General features: G+C 68.2%; 20 protein-coding genes. 11 read left to right on the top strand and 9 right to left on the bottom strand.

Going from position 1 to position 16,616, the window contains the following annotated elements; genetic code table 11:
• Positions 1–18: 18 nt before the first annotated feature.
• The 4 genes from CKJ84_RS12240 to CKJ84_RS09030 are packed head-to-tail and all read left to right on the top strand — an operon-like array spanning position 19 to position 2,860.
• Positions 19–396 (top strand): hypothetical protein, encoded by a 378-nt coding sequence (locus CKJ84_RS12240; protein WP_095546724.1) that lies wholly within the window; start codon positions 19–21, stop codon positions 394–396.
• Positions 397–1,668, top strand: a complete 1,272-nt coding sequence (locus tag CKJ84_RS09040) for a trehalose-6-phosphate synthase (protein WP_095546723.1) — start codon at positions 397–399, stop codon at positions 1,666–1,668. It abuts the gene before it with no gap.
• Positions 1,665–2,120 (top strand): hypothetical protein, encoded by a 456-nt coding sequence (locus CKJ84_RS09035; RefSeq protein ID WP_095546722.1) that lies wholly within the window; start codon positions 1,665–1,667, stop codon positions 2,118–2,120. The genes CKJ84_RS09040 and CKJ84_RS09035 overlap by 4 nt, the downstream gene beginning before the upstream one ends.
• Entirely contained in the window at positions 2,117–2,860 is a 744-nt protein-coding gene (locus CKJ84_RS09030; RefSeq protein WP_095546721.1) for a trehalose-phosphatase, read from the top strand. Before CKJ84_RS09035 ends, CKJ84_RS09030 begins: the two co-directional genes overlap by 4 nt.
• Here the strand turns inward: CKJ84_RS09030 and CKJ84_RS09025 are convergent.
• Positions 2,805–3,821 carry a LacI family DNA-binding transcriptional regulator gene (locus CKJ84_RS09025; RefSeq protein WP_095546720.1) on the bottom strand — a complete coding sequence of 339 codons (1,017 nt, stop codon included), beginning with the start codon at positions 3,819–3,821 and terminating at the stop codon, positions 2,805–2,807. The two genes, CKJ84_RS09030 and CKJ84_RS09025, sit on opposite strands and share 56 nt — an antisense overlap.
• An 83-nt stretch (positions 3,822–3,904) precedes the next feature.
• Between CKJ84_RS09025 and CKJ84_RS09020 the strand changes: the two genes are divergently transcribed.
• Genes CKJ84_RS09020 through CKJ84_RS09010 form a run of 3 tightly spaced genes read left to right on the top strand, consistent with a single transcriptional unit; the run spans position 3,905 to position 6,259 of the window.
• On the top strand, positions 3,905–4,795 hold the full coding sequence (locus CKJ84_RS09020; RefSeq protein WP_233125635.1) for a metal ABC transporter solute-binding protein, Zn/Mn family: 891 nt from the start codon (positions 3,905–3,907) through the stop codon (positions 4,793–4,795).
• Entirely contained in the window at positions 4,779–5,429 is a 651-nt protein-coding gene (locus CKJ84_RS09015) for a metal ABC transporter ATP-binding protein (RefSeq protein WP_095546718.1), read from the top strand. Before CKJ84_RS09020 ends, CKJ84_RS09015 begins: the two co-directional genes overlap by 17 nt.
• Positions 5,429–6,259, top strand: a complete 831-nt coding sequence (locus CKJ84_RS09010; RefSeq protein WP_095546717.1) for a metal ABC transporter permease — start codon at positions 5,429–5,431, stop codon at positions 6,257–6,259. The genes CKJ84_RS09015 and CKJ84_RS09010 overlap by 1 nt, the downstream gene beginning before the upstream one ends.
• Before the next feature lie 14 nt (positions 6,260–6,273).
• On the opposite strand, the gene CKJ84_RS09005 is transcribed toward CKJ84_RS09010, so the two are convergent.
• The 6 genes from CKJ84_RS09005 to CKJ84_RS08980 all read right to left on the bottom strand — a co-directional run bounded on the left by CKJ84_RS09005 (position 6,274) and on the right by CKJ84_RS08980 (position 11,523).
• Entirely contained in the window at positions 6,274–7,206 is a 933-nt protein-coding gene (locus CKJ84_RS09005; protein ID WP_233125632.1) for an Abi family protein, read from the bottom strand.
• A 159-nt stretch (positions 7,207–7,365) separates the two neighbouring features.
• Positions 7,366–8,298 (bottom strand): 23S rRNA (guanosine(2251)-2'-O)-methyltransferase RlmB, encoded by a 933-nt coding sequence (rlmB, locus tag CKJ84_RS09000; RefSeq protein ID WP_095546716.1) that lies wholly within the window; start codon positions 8,296–8,298, stop codon positions 7,366–7,368.
• An 8-nt stretch (positions 8,299–8,306) separates the two neighbouring features.
• Complete coding sequence (cysS, locus tag CKJ84_RS08995; RefSeq protein ID WP_095536278.1) at positions 8,307–9,701, bottom strand: cysteine--tRNA ligase; 1,395 nt, start codon at positions 9,699–9,701, stop codon at positions 8,307–8,309.
• A gap of 5 nt (positions 9,702–9,706) precedes the next feature.
• Positions 9,707–10,192 (bottom strand): 2-C-methyl-D-erythritol 2,4-cyclodiphosphate synthase, encoded by a 486-nt coding sequence (ispF, locus tag CKJ84_RS08990; RefSeq protein WP_095546715.1) that lies wholly within the window; start codon positions 10,190–10,192, stop codon positions 9,707–9,709.
• Positions 10,193–10,202: 10 nt separating this feature from the next.
• On the bottom strand, positions 10,203–10,934 hold the full coding sequence (ispD, locus tag CKJ84_RS08985; RefSeq protein WP_095546714.1) for a 2-C-methyl-D-erythritol 4-phosphate cytidylyltransferase: 732 nt from the start codon (positions 10,932–10,934) through the stop codon (positions 10,203–10,205).
• Positions 10,935–10,938: 4 nt separating this feature from the next.
• A complete protein-coding gene (locus CKJ84_RS08980; protein ID WP_095278725.1) occupies positions 10,939–11,523 on the bottom strand; it encodes a CarD family transcriptional regulator in 585 nt (194 codons plus the stop codon).
• A 218-nt stretch (positions 11,524–11,741) separates the two neighbouring features.
• Here CKJ84_RS08980 and CKJ84_RS08975 point away from each other — a divergent pair, with 218 nt between their 5' ends.
• Both CKJ84_RS08975 and radA read left to right on the top strand, forming a co-directional pair.
• Positions 11,742–12,284, top strand: a complete 543-nt coding sequence (locus CKJ84_RS08975) for a hypothetical protein (protein ID WP_095536281.1) — start codon at positions 11,742–11,744, stop codon at positions 12,282–12,284.
• Positions 12,277–13,626, top strand: coding sequence for a DNA repair protein RadA (radA, locus tag CKJ84_RS08970; protein WP_095278727.1), 1,350 nt, complete (start codon positions 12,277–12,279; stop codon positions 13,624–13,626). The genes CKJ84_RS08975 and radA overlap by 8 nt, the downstream gene beginning before the upstream one ends.
• Here the strand turns inward: radA and CKJ84_RS08965 are convergent.
• Positions 13,619–14,347 (bottom strand): hypothetical protein, encoded by a 729-nt coding sequence (locus CKJ84_RS08965; protein WP_095546713.1) that lies wholly within the window; start codon positions 14,345–14,347, stop codon positions 13,619–13,621. The two genes, radA and CKJ84_RS08965, sit on opposite strands and share 8 nt — an antisense overlap.
• Before the next feature lie 9 nt (positions 14,348–14,356).
• A complete protein-coding gene (locus CKJ84_RS08960; RefSeq protein WP_095546712.1) occupies positions 14,357–14,986 on the bottom strand; it encodes a carbonic anhydrase in 630 nt (209 codons plus the stop codon).
• Positions 14,987–15,007: 21 nt separating this feature from the next.
• Here CKJ84_RS08960 and CKJ84_RS08955 point away from each other — a divergent pair, with 21 nt between their 5' ends.
• Together CKJ84_RS08955 and zupT are read left to right on the top strand one after the other, a co-directional pair.
• Positions 15,008–15,847 carry an A/G-specific adenine glycosylase gene (locus CKJ84_RS08955; protein WP_233125630.1) on the top strand — a complete coding sequence of 280 codons (840 nt, stop codon included), beginning with the start codon at positions 15,008–15,010 and terminating at the stop codon, positions 15,845–15,847.
• A gap of 15 nt (positions 15,848–15,862) precedes the next feature.
• Positions 15,863–16,615, top strand: coding sequence for a zinc transporter ZupT (gene zupT / locus CKJ84_RS08950; RefSeq protein WP_095546711.1), 753 nt, complete (start codon positions 15,863–15,865; stop codon positions 16,613–16,615).
• Position 16,616: the final 1 nt, after the last annotated feature.

Below are 16,616 nucleotides of genomic sequence, written 5' to 3'. Positions count from 1 at the left end.
TACAAGGAGGAACCTGTAGTGCCACCGAAGATCACCGACTCCCGCCCCTCTCCCGAGGCCATCAATGAGATGGAGGAGCAGACCGCTTCCGGCGCCCGGCGAATCGTGGCAACGTACGCCGAAGATTTCTTCGACGGAGTAACCCTGATGTCCATGCTCGGCGTGGAACCGAAGGGCTTCAACTACAAGAAGTACGCCGAGGAGGTCCTGGGCGACCCGGAGGAAGAGGAAGACTCCAAGTCCGCCAAGAAGGCGACGAAGAAGAAGTCGTCCAAGAAGGCCTCGAAGAAGAAAGCCTCGAAGAAGAAGGCGTCGAAGAAGAAGGCCACCAAGAAAAAGGCGACCAAGAAGAAGGCGTCGAAGAAGAAGTCCACAAAGAAAGCGAAGAAGTCCTAGGTGAACGACTTCGTCGTCGTAGCCAACCGCCTGCCCGTGGACCGGGTGGGCGACTCCTGGCAGGCCTCCCCGGGCGGCCTGGTCGCCGCGCTCGCGCCGGTGCTGCGCGCCCGCTCGGGCTGCTGGGTCGGCTGGCCCGGCGAGACGGACACCCTCCTCGAGCCGTTCCACGCCGACGGCATCGACCTGGTCCCCGTGGCGCTGGACGCGCAGGACTACACCGACTTCTACGAGGGGTTTTCCAACTCCACCCTGTGGCCGCTCTACCACGACCTCATCGTCGCGCCGCAGTACAACGAGCAGTGGTGGGACCGCTACGTAGCGGTCAACGAGCGCTTTGCGGCCGCGGTCTCCGCTGTCGCCGCCGAGGGCGCCACCGTGTGGGTGCAGGATTACCAGCTGCAGCTCGTCCCCGGCCTACTCAAGCGGGACCGCCCGGACCTGCGTATCGGGTTCTTCCTCCACATCCCGTTCCCCTCCCCCGATCTGTTCCGCCAGCTGCCGTGGCGCGAGCCCATCCTGCGCTCGCTGTCGGCCTGCGACCTCATCGGCTTCCAGCGGGCCGCCGACGAGTCGAACTTCCGGGGGCTCCTTGAGCTTATCGACGCCACCGCGGTGCGCACCGGGACGTTCCCGATCAGTATTGATGCGTCGATAGTCGCCCCCGGCGACCCCGCGCCCGTCCGCGAGCTGGTGGGAAACCCGACGCTGCTCATGCTCGGCGTGGACCGGATGGACTACACCAAGGGGATCCTGCAGCGGCTCCTGGCGTTCGAGCAATTCCTGGAGCGCGGCGGCGAGGCAACCCTGATCCAGCTGGCCACGCCGTCGCGCGAGCGCATCGACCACTACCGGCGCACCCGCCGCGAGGTGGAAGAGGCCGTGGGGCGCATCAACGGGCGCTTTGGCCGCATCGGCCGGCCGGTGATCCACTACGTGCACCACGGCGTGCCCAAAGACCAGCTCGGCGCGTACTACGCCGCCGCCGACATGATGCTGGTCACCCCGTTCAAGGACGGGATGAACCTGGTGGCCAAGGAGTACGTGGCCTGCCACCCGGACGGTAGCGGCGCGCTCGTACTGTCCGAGTTCGCCGGCGCCGCCGTGGAGCTCCACCAGGCGTACCTGTGCAACCCGTTCGACGTGTCCTCCATCGTCCGTGCGATGGAGGACGCCGCCCAGCCCGACCCGCAGCGGATGCGCGCGATGCACGACTGGGTGACCACCCACGACGTCGCCGCCTGGGCCGCATCCTTCCTGGAGGCGCTATGAACCGCTTACTCGCACTCGGCCTGACCGCCGCGCTCACCCTCCCGCTGGCGGCGTGCGGCGGCGAACAGACCTGGCAGGTCGTCGCCGTGCACACCGATCCGGCGGAGCCCGGGGCGCTGCTTGCCGACGCCGCGGGGCTGGCCAACTTCACCCTCACCGATTCCTCCCTCACCGGCACCACGGCGTGCGCGGACCTGGACGCGGCCATCACCACGGAGGACGACGCGAAGGACGACGCGTTCACCGTAGACAGCGTCGAGGTGGGCGACGCCGCCGACTGCGAGGGCGGGGCGCGCCACGTCCACGAGCAGCTGACCAGCATCATCGTGCCCGGCGCGCGCTTCCGCGTGGATCACCTCACCGATTCCGAGATGGTGTTCACCGCGACGAGTGACGGCCCCGAGGGTGAGCCTGTGGTGGACCCGCCGAGCATCCGGCTGATGGCACTGTGAGGGCCGCCATCGAGCGGGCGGCGCACGCGGAGTCGCTGCTGGTCTGCCTGGACTTCGACGGCACGCTCGCCGAGTTCAACGCGGACCCCTACGCGGTGGCCCCGCACCCGGCCGCGGTGGACGCCCTCCGCACTCTCGCCGTGCTGCCGCGCACGCAGGTTGCCATCCTCTCCGGCCGGCACCTCGACGGCCTGCGCCGGGTGCTGCCGGAGATTGCGGGCAACGTCGTCCTCGCCGGGTCCCACGGCGCGGAGCCCGGCCCGGAGCTTTCCAGCGACGACGCCGCCTACCTCGACCGCATCGGGGCGGCGCTCGAGCGCATCGCCACCGCCCCCGCGTACGTGGAGGTCAAGCCGTACCAGCGGGTGCTGCACGTCGCGCCGATCGCGGGCACCCCTGACGCGGAGCGTATGCTCGCCGCCGCGCGCGCCCTGGACACGGGCGGGCGCCCCGTGACGCCGGGACATAACGTGGTCGAGTTCTCCGCGGTGGAGATCACCAAGGGCACCTGGCTTTCCCAGCACAAGCGCGAGTTTGCCGCGACGCTCTTTGCCGGCGACGACACCACGGACGAGACCGCGCTGCGCGTCCTGGATCCCCGCCGCGACGTGGGGATCAAGGTCGGCGAACAACCGAGCGCGGCCGCGCACCGGGTCGCCGACGTGCCCGCGATGGCGCAGGTGCTCAGCGAGCTGGCTCGCGCACGGTCCGCCCGGGCAGGTACTGCGTCGGCAGAATGATGCGCTCCTGGCGCTGCGGCCGACCGTTCATCGCGGCGCGCAGCAGCATCGCCGCCGTCTCCCCCTTGCGCTGCGTGGGCTGCGCGACGGTGGACAGGCCGTCCACGCCGATGCCGTCGAAGCCGGTCACAGACAGCTCCTCCGGCACGCGCCGCCGCCCGCGGCAGTACTCGAGCACCCCGAGCGCCATCGAGTCGGTGGTGCACAGGATCGCAGTGAGGTCCGGGTGGGCCTCGAGGAGCTCGCGCGCGCCATCGGCGGCGGAATCCACGTCGTTGAGGTCGCGCGCGACCACCGGCACGTCCGCGATCCCCGCCGCCGCGAACACGTCCAGCGCCCCGCGCACCCGGGCGCGCTGCACGTGCAGGTCTGCCGCCTCCAGTTCCTCCGGCGTCACCGGCCCGTTCTTCGGCGCACTGAACAGGCGCTTGGTCAGGATCCCCACGCGCGTGTGCCCGGTGCGCACCAGGTCCTCGGCGGCCGGGGCGATCGCGGCGGCGTCGTCGATGCCCACATACGGCACGCCGGGGACGTCGACGGGCTGATCGCAGATGATGAGGGGGAGGTCGCGCGAGTGGGCGTCGATAAGCATCTGCGCCTGGGCCGGAACCGAGTAGATGATGTAGCCGTCAACGATGGCATCGTGCACGCTCACACCGGTCGGGATGAGGGTGAGCGAGTAATCGCTCCGCTTAGCGACGCCCGCGAGGAAGTCCACCGACGCCCGGTCCTCAAAGGCGAACGAGAGCTGCTCGGTGAGCACGACCCCGATTGTGGCGGTGCGGCTGGTGCGCAGCGAGCGCGCGTGCGGGTTGGGGCCGGCGTATCCCTTCGCCTTGGCGTGGGCGAGGATGCGGCGGCGCAGCGCTGGCGAGAGCTGGTCGGGGTGGTTGTACGCGTTGGACACGGTGGTGCGCGAGACGCCGAGGTCGGCGGCGATGGAGGCGAGCGTCGCTGGCATACCGATATGCTACCTGCACCTTTTGCGCGGTCCCGGAACGGAATTTTTTGAAAAGCTTTTTCATTACTGGTTGGATGGGTGCCATGATGAAACGACTCGCCGCAACCGCGTTTGCGCTCACACTCACCCTCACCGCCTGCGGCACGCAGGGCTCCGAAAGCTCCGGGGACGCCACCACTGGCGCCACCGACGGAGCCGCGGCCGACGCAGCCGCCATGGTGGCCACCACCCAGGTGTGGGCCGACGTGGCCTCGGCCGTGACTGGTGACGAGGTGCCGGCGATCATCGACAACCCGTCGACCGACCCCCACGACTACGAGCCGACCGCCGCCGACCTGGCGGAGATCGCGCAGGCCAAGACCGTCGTGGCTAACGGCGGCGCCTACGACGCGGCCCTTTACAACGCCGCGAAGGGCAACCTCATCACCGCGCTCGAGCCGACCGAGGCGCACGACCACGATCACGAGCACGAGCACGGCGAGGAAGGCCACGAGCACGAGGGCCACGACCACGAGCACGGCGAGGAGAACGAGCACATCTGGTACTCCACCGAGGCGATCCGCAGCGTAGCGGAACAGATCGGCGGCAACCCGATCGACGACAAGCTGGCCGGCATCGACGAGTCGCTTGCCGCGCTGCCCGAGGCGCACGTCATCCAGACCCACCCGATCGCCGACGCCATCGTGGAGGAGTCCGCGCTGGTGGACGACACCCCCGAGTCCTACCGCCACGCCACGCTCAACCACTCCGAGCCGTCCGCGGCCGCCGTGGCCGAGGCGCTCGAGGCGATCAAGGACGCTGACATCCTGATCAACAACTCCCAGTCCCCCAACGCCGTCTCCGAGCGCCTCGTCGCAGCGGCGAAGGAGGCCGGCGTGCCGGTCGTGGACATCACCGAGACCCCGCAGGACGGCAAGAACTTCTTCGACTACTTCCAGGAAGTCCTTGACCAGCTCAATGCTGCAGCTGCGTAGCGCCACCGTCGCGCCGCTGTGGCGCGACATCACGTGTGACCTCGCCGCCGGCGAATTCCTCGCCATCCTCGGCCCGAACGGCTCGGGCAAGTCGACGCTCCTGCGCGCCGCGCTCGGCACGCAGCGCCTCGACGCCGGCTCGATCACACTCGGCGGTCGCGTGGGCTACATCCCGCAGCAGCAGATGTTCCCCGCCCACCTCCCGGCGCGCGTGCGCGACCTCGTCTCGCTCGCCGGAGGCAACCCCGAGCAGTTGCTCGCCCACGTCGGCGCCCCCTCGCTTATCGACGCCCACGTCGGCCGCCTCTCAGGCGGCCAACAACAACTCGTCCGCCAGGCCCAGGCCTTCGCACAGGACCCCGAGATCATCCTCGCCGATGAGCCCTTCCTGTCCCTGGACGTGGCGCGCCAGCGCCAGACCATCGGCCGCTTCCAGGAATCGGGCGCCGCAGTCGCCATGGTCACGCACTCCATCGACCCGGTCATCGACGTCGTAGACAAGGTCCTCTACATTGGCCCCAACGGCCACGTTGTCGGCACCGCCGACGAGGTCCTCCAATCCGACGTCCTCTCCGAGCTCTACGGCGCGCCCGTCCAAGTCGTCCGCGCCGGAGGAAAGACAGTGATCATCTGATGTGGGACACCACCACGTACCTGCTCTCGCAGGACTTCGTCATCACCGCCCTGGTGGCGTGCGCCTTCCTCGGCGTGCTCTCCGGGGTGCTCGCCCCCTTGATCGTGATGCGGCAGATGTCGTTTGCTGTGCACGCCACCTCCGAGCTCGCGCTCATGGGCGCCGCCGCAGCCCTGGTCCTCGGCCTCAACCTGTCGCTCGGGGCCGTGCTCGGCTCCATCGCCGCCGCCATCGCGCTCGCGCTGCTCGGCTTCAAGGGCGGCAACGACTCCGCCGTCGGCGTGGTCATGAGCTTTGGCATGGGCATCTCCGTGCTGTGCATCTACCTCTACCCAGGCAACTCCAGCATCGCGATGTCCCTGCTCACCGGCCAGGTGGTTGGCGTGGCGCAGACGAGCGTCTGGACACTGGCCATCACCACCGTCATCGTGGTGGCTGCGGTGGTGGCGTTGTGGCGCCCGCTACTGTTCTCCTCGATCGACCCGGTTATGGCCGCCGCGACCGGCGTGCGCGTGCGCACCATGGCCACCGTCTTTGCCATCCTGGTAGGGCTGGCCGCGGCGAACAGCGTGCAGATCGTCGGCGTCCTGCTCGTCATGGCGCTGCTCATCACGCCCGGCGCGAGCGCCATCGCGGTCACCGCGAACCCGAAGCTAGCGGTCCTGCTCTCGGTCGTGTTCGCCGAGGTGTCCGCCGTCGGCGGCTTCATCCTCTCGCTCGCGCCAGGCCTGCCGGTCAGCGTGCTCGTCGCGTTCGTGTCCTTTGGCATTTACGTGGTCTGCCGAGGGATCGGAGCGGTGCAGGCGCGGCGGATTCAGGTTCGCAATTAGCACTTGTCGCGCTTTTACAAATCTGCGCAGTCCCATCCTTCGGGTATCCCGAGGCTGAATCGCTTGACCATGGGGTTATCCAGGAAGGAGTCCTCGAGAAGTGTTGCTACCTTGTCCGGCCACGTAGTCCCTGGACATACTGTTCGCAGGACATGAGACATCATCACTAAAGCACCAAAGATACGTTCGCTCTGTCCCGGCGGCAGTGCCGCGAATGCAGCATCAGTCCGGACGGCTGTAGTGGACGCTGGCGTAAAGGATTTGTTCCATAGCCGTCCGTGATGGGCGCATGTGTTCCTTATGACAGTCAGCTGCTCTAACCAGCTTGCCCAAGGATGACGCCGCAACACACTTCTCTGCTGATTGCGGCTCAGTTGATCATACTGGATTGCGATTCCCATTCGTTCTGCGATTTTGAACTGCTCCTCGGATTTGAGCCCACTGAACAGTTGTGACACGTCTCGAAAGTCCATCGACTCCGCCACAACCCATAAAGGAAACTTTTTCCCGTATTTCTCGGAATAGTGCTTGAGCGGTTCACTTCGGCCATACTCGCGGTTCAATCGCCTGTAGATGGTGGATAGCCACGCAACATGATGAAACGACGGGCGAAATCTATCAGCGTCGAGATAAGCGCGAGGATCGTTGAGGGGTTCGAGACATATTGTGTCTGTAACAAGAGCCCTCACCGCGATTTCGATGCGTTCCATCCCGTCGTGAACGAGCGTTCTCAATTTTCGATCAGCCTCATAGAGGTGCACTGCGTCGGAAAACTTGGTACCTGGCAAGAAATCGTCAGTGCGCGATTGCCCATCACCAGCAATTTCGCGAGCAGGGTACCAATACGCGCTCAACCGGTAGTATCCAACGAACTGCAACCACTGACTTGCAAGTTCCTCGTCCACCAACATGTTTCTGGCTTTGAGGATGGCAATTTGCTGCTCCACTGTGGCAGCCGGCTTCAATGATCTGGCGCTCAACGCTCCCCCAATACGTTGATAAAGATCCAGCCCACACTTAAGAATAACTCTTAAGGCGGGCTGAACGATTGGGCATAATGCTAGTGTTCTTACGGCCTCACGTCAACTGGAGGTTAAAGTGCGCCCCTACTTCGCCGCGCGGCGCTGGCGAGCAAACTCGCTGAGCACTACCGACGCCGCGACCGAGGCGTTGAGCGATTCCACCCAGTCCGCGGTGGGGATGGACATGATCACGTCGCAGTTCTCGCGCACCAGGCGGGAGATCCCCTTGCCCTCGGAACCGACGACGATGACCACCGGGTCGCAGGCACCGTCGAAGGTGTCCAGCGTGTGCTCGCCGCCGGCGTCCAGGCCGACGACCATGTAGCCGTTGTCCTTGAACTCCTTGATGGTGCGGGTGAGGTTGGTCGCCTTCGCCACCGGCAGGCGCGCCGCGGTGCCGGCGGAGGTGCGCCAGGCCACGCCCGTGACCTGGGCGGAGCGGCGCTCCGGGATGATCACGCCGTCGCCGCCGAACGCCGCCACGGAGCGGATCACCGCGCCAAGGTTGCGCGGGTCCGTGATGTTGTCCAGCACCACGAACATGCCGTTGCCCTGCACCTGGCTCATCAGGTCGAAGACGTCGGCGTACTTGTACGGCTGGATCTTCAGGCCGATGCCCTGGTGCATACCGTTGCCGGTCATCTCGTCCAGGGTGCGCTTCGGCACCTCGGCGACCGGGATCCCGCGCGACTGCGACAGTGCCACCGCCTCGCTCAGCCGGTTGTCGTGGCCAGTGCCCTGCGCCACGTAGAGCGCCTCGGCCGGCACCTTGGCGTGCAGGCACTCGATGACCGGGTTGCGCCCCACCACCATGTCCGCCACCTCGCGCTCGTGGCGCCCCTGGTTGCGGCGCTGCTGCGCCTGCTTGCGCTTGTGGGCCGCGTGGTAGACGCGGTCCTCCGCCTTCGGCGTCGCGCCCTTGCCGCGCAGCCCGCGGCGGCGCTGGCCGCCCGAGCCCTTCGTGGCGCCCTTCTTGCTCGTCTTCTGCTTATCCGGACGCTGGTACGGCTTTGCCATCTCGTCTCCTACTCCTTGATCTGCCAGGTGGGGCCGTCGGCGGTGTCGGTGACCTCGATGCCCGCGGCGGCGAGGCGGTCGCGCACCTCGTCTGCAACCGCCCAGTTCTTCGCGGCGCGCGCCTCCGTCCGACGCTGAAGCTCCGCCTGCACAAGCGTGTCCAGGGCCTCGAGCGTCCGGTCGGTGTCGCCGCCTGCGTTTCCGCCAGCATTGTCCCACGCCACCGGGTCAACGCCCAACACGGCGGCCATCGCGCGCACCTGCGCCGCCAGCGCGGACGCCTGCTCGGCGTCGCCGGAAGCGAGCGCGCTGTTGCCAGCCCGGACCGTGTTGTGGATTTCGGCGAGTGCTTTGGGGACGGAGAAATCGTCGTTAAGCGCCTGCTCGAACGCGGCGGTCCAGGCCGACGGCTCGGGCGAGCCCGCGCGGTGCACGAAGTCCTCGATGCGGCGGTACCCGGCCGCGGCTTCCTGCAGGGCCTCTGGCGAGTACTCGAGCACGCTGCGGTAGTGCGCGCTGCCGAGGTAGTAGCGCAGCTCGACCGGGCGGACTGACTCGAGCATGTTGTCGATGGAGAGCACGTTGCCCAGCGACTTCGACATCTTCTCGCCGGCCATGGTCACCCAGTGGTTGTGCATCCAGAACTGCGCGAAGCCGTCGCCAGCGGCGTGCGACTGCGCCTGCTCGTTCTCGTGGTGCGGGAACTGCAGGTCAAGCCCGCCGCCGTGGATGTCAAAGCGCTCGCCCAGGTACCAGGTGGACATCGCCGAGCACTCCAGGTGCCAGCCCGGGCGGCCGTCGCCCCACGGGGTCGGCCAGCTCGGCTCGCCCGGCTTCGCCGCCTTCCACAGCGCGAAATCGAGCGGGCCGCGCTTACCGGCGCCCGTCTCGCTGCGCGCCATGTCCTCCGGCCGGTTTCCGGACAGCGAGCCGTAATCGGAGCCGTCGGCGGCGACCCAGGCGTCCACGTCGAAGTACACGGACCCGTCGGAGGCGTAGGCGAAGCCGCGGTCAATGAGCCGCTGCATGTACTCCACCATCTGCGTCACGTGGCCCGTGGCGCGCGGCTCCACCGACGGCGGCAAAACGCCAAGCGTGTTGTAGGCGCGGGTGAACTCGCGCTCGTAGGTGGACACCCACTCCCACCAGGGGCGGCCGTGTTCGGCGGCCTTGTTCAGGATCTTGTCATCAATATCGGTGACGTTGCGCGCGAACGCCACGTCCATGCCCTTCGCCGCAAACCAGCGCCGCACGATGTCAAAGGCCACACCGGAGCGCAAGTGCCCGATGTGCGGCGCGGACTGCGGAGTCGCGCCACACAGGTAGATCGAGACGTGCCCCTCGCGGAGTGGCGTGAAGTCTTGCAGCGTGCGGGTTTTGGTATCGAAGATGCGTTGAGTCACGCCAGCTAGCTTAGTTCAACCAGCGCCGTCGCAATCGCAGCCCTCCCCTGGCCCGCGCCGGTAAAGCCCATGTGGTCCGTCGTCGTCGCCGACACGGATACGGGCGCGCCGAGCGCCTCGCTCAGGACCTGCTCCGCCTGCTCGCGCACCGGGCCCATCTTCGGGCTCTGCCCGATGAGCTGGGCAGAAGCATTAACGACGCTCACCCCTTCCCACCCCAGCAACTCGCGCAACTCCCTGAGCAGCTCGGTGCCCTTCACGCCGTCGTACTCCGGGCGCCCCACGCCCACGAAGGAACCCAAGTCCCCCAGGCCCGCGGCCGAGAGCACCGCGTCCACGATCGCGTGCGCGACCACGTCGCCGTCGGAGTGCCCTTCGCAGCCGTCGACCCCCTCGTGCAGGATTCCCGCGATCCAACACGGCTTGCCCTCTTGGATCTGGTGGGCGTCGAACGCGTTGCCCACGCGCAGCTTGGTCATCTGGTGTGTCATGCCCGCCACCTTACCGGGGCAACGGCGAGTCGCCCGGGATCTCAAAGACGGTGGGCTCGGCCTCGTCGGTGATGCTGGTTGCCAGGCGCAAGTCGATCGGGGTGGTGATCTTGAACGCCATCGGGTCGCCCTGCACGGTGACGACGTCCGCGCCGAACCATTCCATCAGCGAGGCGTCGTCAGTAGCCACAAAGGACTGGGTGCCGCCGAAGTAGGCCTCGTTGGCCGCGCGGAGTACGCGCAGGTCAAAGCCCTGCGGCGTCTGCACGGCGCGCAGCCGCGAACGGTCCGGGGTAGCGACCACGGCGCCGGCGGCGTCGACCTCCTTGATCGTGTCCGCGACCGGGAGGACCGGAACGACCGCGTCCGCGCCATCCAGCACGCGGCGGGTCACGCGCGCGATCATCCCCGGCGGGGTGAGGGCGCGGGCGGCGTCGTGGACGAGCACGCAGGCGTCGTCAAGCGGAATGGCCCGCAGCGCCGCGAAGATGGAGTCGGCGCGCTCTGCGCCGCCGTGGACAAAGCGCACCTCGTGGCCGCGCAGCGCGCGCCTGGCCACGTCCTCCATCGACGGGCTGACCACAACGTAGATCGCGTCGACGATCTCGGCGGTCTCCAGCGCGGTGACGGAGCGCTCGATCAGGCTGCGGCCGCGCAGCGGCACGTACGCTTTCGGCACGGCCGCCCCCAGGCGCGTGCCCTGACCCGCGGCTGCGACGACCGCGACGACCCGGCGCGACACGGCGCTACTTCTCGTCGTCGAAGGACAGGTCCCCGTAATCCAGGTCGTCCTCCTCGGCATCCTCCGGCTCCGGGGCGAAGGAGATGCCGGCCTTGACCTGCTCGTCGATGATCTTCTGGATGCCCTGTTCCAGCTCCGCGACCTTCTTCTCGTCCACCGGCTCAGCCAGCGCGAGCTCGCCGACCAGGATGTGGCGTGCCTTGCCCAGCATGCGCTTTTCGCCCGCGGACAAGCCCTTGCCCTGGTCACGGCGCCAAAGGTCGCGCACAACCTCCGCCACCTTATTAATGTCGCCCGAGGCGAGGCGCTCCTGGTTCGCCTTGTAGCGGCGGGACCAGTTGCCGGCCTCTTCCACGTCCTCCTCGCGCAGGACGGAGAAGACCTTCTGCAGGCCCTCCTCATTGACCACGTCGCGCACACCGACCAGCTCGGTGTTCTTCACGGGCACGCGGACCTCCAGGTCGGATTGGAGGATTTGCAGCACGAGGTAATCCAGCTTCTCCCCGCCGATCTCGCGCTGTTCAATATCGGCGATCTTCGCCGCGCCGTGGTGCGGGTAGACCACGACTTCTCCGACCTTGAATTCCATGGCAGCTCCTTCAGACATCGTTGACCAACCCTACCACCGTAGCTTTCGGGTGCCTTGCTTCGCGGAGGGGGCGGGGAGCGTAGTCAAGCAAGCTCCCGTGAAAGGATCCGAAAGTTTACCCCCGGATGCCCCAGCTCCCCTGGGGCAGCCCGGGAAACTGGGAAAACTAGGACAGCTGGGACTAAGGTAAGGCGGAGAAATCTACGCGCACTATTACGATGGAGGACACCCACGTGAAGTCCCTGAAGCCGGTTGCCGCTCTGGTGGCCGCGTCCGCATTGGCACTGTCCGGCTGCTCCGCCGGTCAGATCACCCAGACCTCCGACCAGGTCGCCGCCGTCGACGGCGCTACCGCCTTCACCGACAACCGGGAGGTTTCCGTCCAGGACGCCACCGTCATCCTGCAGGAAAACGGCCAGGCCGCGGTGAAGTTCACCGCCACCAACCAGGACACCGCGATGAAGGACCACACCCTGCGGTCCGTGAAGGTCAACGGCACGCCGGCGAACGTCCAGGGCGCGGAGCCGATCGGGTACAACTGCGTGCTCGTCGCTGACGCCGCCGAGAGCCTGGCCAACGTGCCGCAGTCCGAGGACGCGTGCATCCAGTACGTGCCCACCACCGTGGCCAACGACGACTTCGCGTACGGCGGCACCGTGCCGGTCGAGTTCGACTTTGACAGCGGCTCCGTGACCGTGGACGCGACCGTGTCCGCGCCGCTGCTGGAGTCCGGCCAGGTGGAGCGCGAGGCAGATCGCTAAAAAACCGCGCAGCGTCCACACCTGCACCGAGTGTGGATACACTGCACCGAAGTGGCTCGGGCGCTGCCCCGAGTGCGGGTCGTGGGGGACCCTGCAGGAACAAACACCCGTCGCCACCAGCTCCGCGCTGACGCCCACGTCTTCAGCGGAGCCCATCACGCTTATCGACGCCACGTCGACCCACACCATCGCCTCCGGCATCACCGAGCTCGACCGGGTGCTGGGCAGCGGCGTCGTCCCCGGCTCCGTGGTCCTCATGGCCGGCGAGCCGGGCGTGGGCAAGTCCACGCTCCTGCTGGAGGTCGCGTCGCGCTGGGCCGCCCAGGGGCGCAACACGCTGTACGTCACCGCCGAGGAATCGGCCGGCCAGGTGCGGGGGCGCGCCGAGCGCACCGGGGCCCTGCACGACAGCCTCTACCTGGCGGCGGAATCCAACCTGGACGTAGTGTTCGGGCACGTCGAGCAGGTGAAGCCGTCGCTGCTCATCGTCGACTCCGTGCAAACCATGCAGGCCAGCGGCGTCGAAGGCGTCGCGGGCGGGGTGGCGCAATCGCGCGCGGTGACGGCCGCGCTGACCAGCCTGGCAAAGCGGACCAACCTGCCCGTCCTGCTGGTGGGGCACGTGACCAAGGACGGCAACGTCGCCGGCCCGCGCGTGCTGGAGCACCTGGTGGACGTGGTACTGAACTTTGAGGGCGACCGGCACTCCACGCTGCGCATGCTGCGCGGCATCAAGAACCGGTTCGGGGCGACCGATGAGGTCGGCTGCTTCGAGCAGACCGCCGACGGCATCCGGGAGGTGCCAGACCCGTCCGGCCTGTTCCTCTCGCACCGGGGGAAGACGCCAGACGGATCCGCGGTGACGGTGGCGATGGACGGCGTGCGCCCCATGCTCGCCGAGGTCCAAGCGCTGACCGTCGACCCCGTGAACAAGAGCCCGCGGCGCGTCGTTACCGGCCTGGACTTCAACCGGGTGCCCATGGTGCTCGCGGTCCTGCAGGCGCGCTGCGGGCAGCGCACGAACGACAAGGACGCCTACGTGGCCACCGTCGGCGGGGTGCGCATCACCGAGACCGCCACCGACCTGGCCGTGGCGCTGGCCACCTGGTCGAGCCTGCACGAGACTCCCCTGCCACCGAAGACGGTGGTGATCGGCGAGGTCGGGCTCGCCGGCGAGCTGCGCCGCGTCCCCAGCCTGCAGCGGCGCCTGCAGGAGGCGGCGCGGCTGGGCTACGAGCGCGCGATCGTGCCCGCCGGCGGCGACGCGGACGCGCCCGGCATGGACATCACGCGGGTGTCCACGCTCGGCGAGGCGATCGCTGCCGTCTCCCCCGCTAAGTGATGTTAAACGGCGCCGGGTCGGAGGCGTTATCGCCGATCACGGCGTGCAGGAAGTAGGACCCGGCCGGCACCGGCTGGCGGTTCTCGCACGCCTCCGGCGCGGACCCGGTGGCGGACCAGCGCGCCTCGAACCCGCGGGTCGCGCCCGGAGCGAACGTCTGCATCCCGCCGACAACGGGTTCGTAGCAGTCCGTGTCCGCCCAGACGCGCTCGTTGGTGCCCATCGCGTACACCTCGAAGCGCAGCTTCGCCTCGTCGAGGTTGATGTTGCAGTCCACGTCGGTGGGGTTGCGCACCTCCATGTACAGCACCGGCTCCGTGCCCGCCGGGTAGGACGGCTGGTTCGTCGTCGCCGTAATCTGGAGGTCCTTCAGCGAGCACTCGCCCGGGTTCGCGTGCGCGGCAGCGACGCTCGGCTCGGAAGACGCTGTCTCGCTGGCAGAGCTGGCAGCGCTCGTGCCGGATTCTTCACCGACGACGGTCTCGGTCGGCTCCGCCTTCGGCTTCTCCTCGCTGGGGCTCGGGCTGGCGGTCGCCTCGACCGAGCTGCTCGCCGTGTCGGCGCCATCGCCGCCGGAGCGCGCCACCGCGGACAGGCCCCACACGATCAGCCCGACGAGGACCAGGAGCGCCACGAGGACGACCACGCGGCGTCGCATGTAAATCTCGGGCGGAAGCGGACGCTTCGGCGGGCGCTGGTCGGTGGGACGCTGGTAAGTCATGCCTTTACCTTAGCCACCGAAGTTCTCGTACACGGTCTCGACGCGGCCATCCTCCAGGCGGTAGCGCGCGCCGACCAGGCCCACGGTGCCGTCGTCAATGCCCTTGCGCAGCGACGGGATCCGGTCGAGGAGGTGCGTTGCGGTGACGCGGGCGTGGGTGCGCTCGATTTCCGACGAATCCACGGGGCCGTCCGCCTGCGCCGTCAGCACGGAGGGAGCGATCTTCTCCACGAACACGCGGGTCAGGCCCGTGGGCAGCTTCGCACTGTTCACGCCCTGGATCGCGGCGCCGACCGCGCCGCAACGCTCGTGCGACAGGAACAGGACCAGCGAGACGCCGAGGTCCTGCACCGCGAAGTCGACGGAGCCGGCGACGGAGGAGTCGATGCAGCCGCCTGCGTTGCGGATGACAAAGACGTCGCCGAAGCCGGCGTCGAGCAGCAGCTCGACCGGCACGCGCGAGTCGGAGCAGGCGATGACGGCCGCGACCGGGTTCTGGCCCGCGGTGAGCGACTGGCGGCGGGCCGTGTCGCGGTTCGGCGCCAGCGTCTCGTCGGTGGCGAAGCGCTCGTTGCCCTCCTTGAGCGCGGCCCAGACGTCTGTCGGAGTGGATGGGGTGGCTGTCGTTTGTTGAGTCATGTGCCTATTCTGTCACTCATCGTGGATGAATCGAAGCAATATGAACATTTAATCGCCTGGTACGAGGCCAACGCGCGCGACCTGCCGTGGCGCGCCCCCGGCACCACCGCCTGGGGCGTGCTGCTTTCCGAGGTCATGAGCCACCAGACCCAGGTCGACCGCGTCGCCCCGATCTGGCAGGAGTGGATCGCGCGCTGGCCCACCCCGCGCGCCTTCGCGCAGGCGGGGGCGGACGAGGTGCTGCGCGCCTGGGGCAACCTGGGGTACCCGCGGCGGGCGCTGCGGTTGTTGGAGTGCGCGCGGGTGATCGTCGATAAGCATGGCGGCGACGTGCCGGCGGACGTGGACGCGCTGCTCGCGCTGCCCGGCATCGGCGACTACACCGCGGGCGCCGTGGCCAACTTCGCCTACGGGCGCGACGTGCCGGTGGTGGACACCAACGTGCGGCGCGTGCACGCGCGGGCGGTGCGCGGCGAGGCGACCGCGAAGCCGTCGAAGCGCGAGCTCACCGAGATCCCGCACGGGCCGCAGCTATCGGTCGCGCTCATGGAGCTCGGGGCGCTCGTGTGCACCGCCCGTGACCCGCGCTGCGGCGAATGCCCCGTCGTCGATTGCGCGTGGCTCGCCGCCGGGAAGCCGCCGGCCGCGGAGAAGCCGCGCTCGCAGAAGTTCGCAGGCACCGACCGCCAGGTGCGCGGCAAAATCATGCGTCTGCTGCGCGAATCGACCGAGCCCGTGGAGCAATCGCTTATCGACGCCACGTGGCACCACCCCGCACAAACCCACCGCGCCCTCTTCTCGCTGCTCGACGACGGGCTCGCGGTGCAGGACGAGGACGGTCGCTTCCGCCTGCCGCGGTAGCGCTATATTCGAGCCATGTTCGCAACCGCCTTCGCCATCTCGATGCTCGCCGGCCTGTCCACGGGCCTCGGCGGCGTCATCGTCGCGCTGAAAGGAAACATCGGCGACCGCTTCCTCGCGGGCTCGCTCGGGTTCTCCGCAGGCGTCATGGTCTACATCTCGCTCGTGGAGCTGCTGCCGGAGGCGATGGACTCGCTGCGCAGCGGCTGGACCGCGATCGCGGCGTTCTTCGCGGGCGTGGCCCTCATCGCCGTCATCGACCGGCTCGTCCCGGACGACATCAACCCGCACGAGCCGGAGACGTCGGGCGCGACCGGCGCGCTGCGCCGCGCGGGCGTGCTCACCGCCATCGCCATCGCGCTGCACAACTTCCCCGAGGGCTTCGCCACCTTCATGGCCGCCTACACCGACCCCGTTCTCGCCGTCCCGATCGCCATCGCCATCGCGCTGCACAACATCCCGGAGGGCGTCGCCGTTGCCGTGCCCCTGTCGCGCGGGACCGGCAATCGGTGGCGCGCCGCCGGCTGGGCCACCCTGTCCGGCCTGGCGGAGCCGCTCGGCGCGCTCGTCGGCTTCGCGCTCATCGCCCCGTTCATGGGCCCGCAGACGATGGGGCTGTCGTACGCCGCCGTGGCGGGGATCATGGTGTTTATTAGCATCGACAAGCTGATGCCCAGCGCGATCCAGACCGGCCACCACCACACGTCCGTCTACTGGATGATGGGCGGAATGGGGTTAATGGCTGCCAGCCTGCTCATGTTGGCCTAGC

Origin of the sequence: Corynebacterium sp. NML 120412 (assembly GCF_002285155.1) — a bacterium.
GTDB classification, from domain to species: Bacteria; Actinomycetota; Actinomycetes; order Mycobacteriales; family Mycobacteriaceae; genus Corynebacterium; species Corynebacterium gottingense.
Note: the sequence above shows the minus strand (reverse complement) of the source record. Positions and strands in the feature narration are given on the sequence as shown.